Source organism: Caballeronia sp. INML1 (assembly GCF_023631085.1).
In the GTDB taxonomy this organism is placed as follows: Bacteria; Pseudomonadota; Gammaproteobacteria; order Burkholderiales; family Burkholderiaceae; genus Caballeronia; species Caballeronia turbans.
This window is the reverse complement of sequence record NZ_JALQDT010000094.1, coordinates 1-3111: the sequence shown is the minus strand read 5'-3', so window position 1 is coordinate 3111 and position 3111 is coordinate 1. Positions and strand designations below refer to the sequence as shown.

Below are 3111 nucleotides of genomic sequence, written 5' to 3'. Positions count from 1 at the left end.
AATCATCAAGCTTCAACACCGTGAACATCGACTCGGTAAAACCATCGCTGCCGCGCATCCGTTCCATCTCGCTCTCGTTAATGGCTTCAGATTCAACGTTCACCCCTTCACTCAGGATGACCGTTTGACGAGGTATTTCAACGACCTGCTAGATTTGCCGGTTTTCGACGGCTGACCTGTTGAGGTTACGGCCGTCGCTATCATGCGGCTCCCTTCCGGAGCCAGCATGAAAAAGGACGGAGAAATCAAATTGTTGCGGGAAGAACGGCGGAAAGGAGCGAGCCAGAAGCTGGCGGCAGCGTGAACAGGTATGAGTGAGCGCACGGTGCGTAAGTACGAGCGCGCTGGCACGTTGCCGAGTCAAATGAAGAAACCGCGCGCCCATCGCACGCGGGAAAATCCGTTTAGCCTCGATTGGCCCTGGGTTGAGGAACATCTCAAGCGAGATCCGGCGCTGCAGGCCAAGACGCTGTTTGCGCTTCTGTGCCAGGCGTTTCCGGGGCGATATCAGGAAGGGCAACTGCGGACCTTGCAGCGGCACATTCAAGCGTGGCGAGTTCGTCACGGTCCGGAACAGGAGGTCATGTTTCCACAGGAGCATGTGCCAGGGCGCATGGCTCAATCCGACTTCACTTCAATGAATAGCCTGAGAGTAACGATCTCGGGCACAGCATTCCCGCACCTGGTCTATCACTTGGTGCTGACTTACTCGAACGTGGAGGCTGTACGCATTTGCTTCTCCGAGAGCTTCGAGGCACTGGCCGAAGGGCTTGAAGCGTGCCTGTGGCAGATCGGCGGTGTTCCGGAATGGCATCGCACCGACAACCTGACTGCGGCAGTACGCGACCTCGATCGCGAGGGAAGGCATGAGTTCACGCAGAACTATCTTGCGTTGCTCGCCCATTACGGTATGCAGCCGTCAGCGAACACGGCCGGATGCGCGAATCAAAACGGTGACGTCGAGCAGTCGCACTTCCGGTTCAAAGAGGCAGTGGATCAGGCGCTGCGGGTTCGCGGTACGCGAGACTTCGGAACGCGTAGCGATTACGAACACTTCCTTGGTGAACTTGTTCGGCAGCGCAATCTCACACGCTCGCAACGATTCGAGGCGGACCGCGCGGCGCTTAGATCGCTGCCCCCGGCGCCGCTGGACTTCACGCGCGAGGTTACGGTGCGCGTTTCTCGCTTCAGTTTGGTTCGAGTTCTCAACAATCACTACTCGGTGCCGTCGCGGTTGATCGGTGCGACGCTGAAAGCGCGCATCCGCTCCGAGATTCTGGATCTTTACCACGGGACGGCACACGTTCTTACTCTGCCGCGCTTGAGCGGCCGTAATCAGCGACGAATCGACTACCGGCATCTGATCTGGTCATTGGTGAGAAAGCCCGGAGCGTTCGCGGCCTACTGCTATAGAGACGAGCTGTTTCCCACGACCACGTTTCGCCGCGCCTACGACGCATTGCTTGCCGCGACACCGACAAAGGCTGACCGAGAATACCTACGCCGGCTGCATTTGGCAGCGAGCACATCCGAGGTGGAAATCGACAAAGCAATCGGGCGCGTGTTGCATGACCAGCGCGTACCGACGCTCGATGTTGTTCGCGAACTCGTCGCCAGCCCGACGCCGACACCGGTGCCGAAGATCGGCAAGGCCTCTATCAACTTGCGCGATTACGACGCCCTGATTCCGTCACGGAGCAACCATGCATAACGCCCGTGAAGAATTGCTGGCGTCGCTTCGTGCGGTCAATCTCGGCGCCATGGCGGCAGCCGTGGAAGACGCGGCACTGCGAGCCGCGAAGGAAGGGCTGACTCATGAGGCATTGCTTCTCGAGCTGGCGCGTATCGAACGTGCAGCAAAGGCGTCGCGCCGAATTGAGCGGCTACTAAGGCAATCCGAACTGCTGCCTGAGAAGAACTTCCGGACGCTCAAGCTGGAAAGGTTTGATCCGGCCACTCGCATGCAGATCGAGCGGCTGCGCAGTGGCAGTTTCCTCAAGGATGCCACCAATGTGGTGGCGGTCGGTCGACCTGGTTCGGGGAAAAGCCATCTCGCCTGCGCATTAGGACACGTGCTCGTCGAGCAAGGGTACCCGGTGCTGTTCACACCAACCGGGGCCTTGGTGCAGCGGCTACTGGCAGCAAAGCGCGATCTGCGTTTGCCGCAGGAGCTAGCGAAGCTGGATCGCTTCGAGTGCCTCATTCTGGACGACATTGGCTACGTCCAGCATGACCGAGACGAAATGGAAGTGCTGTTCACGCTGCTCGCCGAGCGTTACGAGCGCAAAAGCATTGTCATCACGACAAACCTCGTGTTCTCGGAGTGGGAGCGCATCTTTAAGGATCCGATGACCACGCTCGCGGCCATCGACCGCGTCGTCCATCACAGTGTCGTTCTAGATCTCATGAGCGTTGAAAGCTATCGGACGAAGGCTGCCGGCGCGAAGCCGACAGCGTCGGCCTCGGTAGCAGCATAGGGCGGCAATCTTAGTTGTCGTCGGCGGCGGTTGTAGTTGACGCCAGACAGGGCGTTCTGTATGCGCGCAATAAACTGCAGATGGTCGATGAGAAGGTGGGACAGGACGGCGTGAAAGAGTCGAAGCTTGCTGTCGTTTCGTCAGAAGACAAGAAAGCTGAGTAGTTCTTAAGCACGATTTCTTGCGACTGGTGAGGCGTCGTGATTGGCGTTAGTTGGAGGTGATAATGAGCTTGCCGTGCGGGAAGGCGATTTTTACCCGCTGCCCGCACCTCCGAACCGTCGTGCTCGATCTACCGCTCGGCAAACAGTATGTCTGTCCGATAAGGTTCACCGGTTACTTTACCGCCAGGCGTGTCAGTCCTTGGATCTTAGCGGCACGAGTGAAATTCTTCGATTCGATGATTAAACACGCGATTCAGGCCGCCGGTGCGGTCACCGGCCTCCATCGGCCGGTCGATATTGCCGGAGCGCCATGGCTTCGGCGCGAATCGTTCTCCACAGCGGCCCGATCGGCGCGAGCAGGTTTACATAATACCGATTAGCGTATTTTGGCTTTGTTGCGGCTTTATCCTAATGTCGTGTTCTGGCTATTTACAGATGTCGGGTTTTTAACCGGTGGCAAGCTGGCGACT

General features: G+C 58.1%; 2 protein-coding genes. Both read left to right on the top strand.

Annotated features, from left to right (window positions below):
• The first annotated feature begins 310 nt into the window (after nucleotides 1-310).
• Nucleotides 311-1711 carry an IS21 family transposase gene (istA, locus tag NCR38_RS33935; RefSeq protein WP_250478533.1) on the top strand — a complete coding sequence of 467 codons (1401 nt, stop codon included), beginning with the start codon at nucleotides 311-313 and terminating at the stop codon, nucleotides 1709-1711.
• Nucleotides 1704-2477 carry an IS21-like element helper ATPase IstB gene (istB, locus tag NCR38_RS33930; protein WP_250478532.1) on the top strand — a complete coding sequence of 258 codons (774 nt, stop codon included), beginning with the start codon at nucleotides 1704-1706 and terminating at the stop codon, nucleotides 2475-2477. Before istA ends, istB begins: the two co-directional genes overlap by 8 nt.
• Nucleotides 2478-3111: the final 634 nt, after the last annotated feature.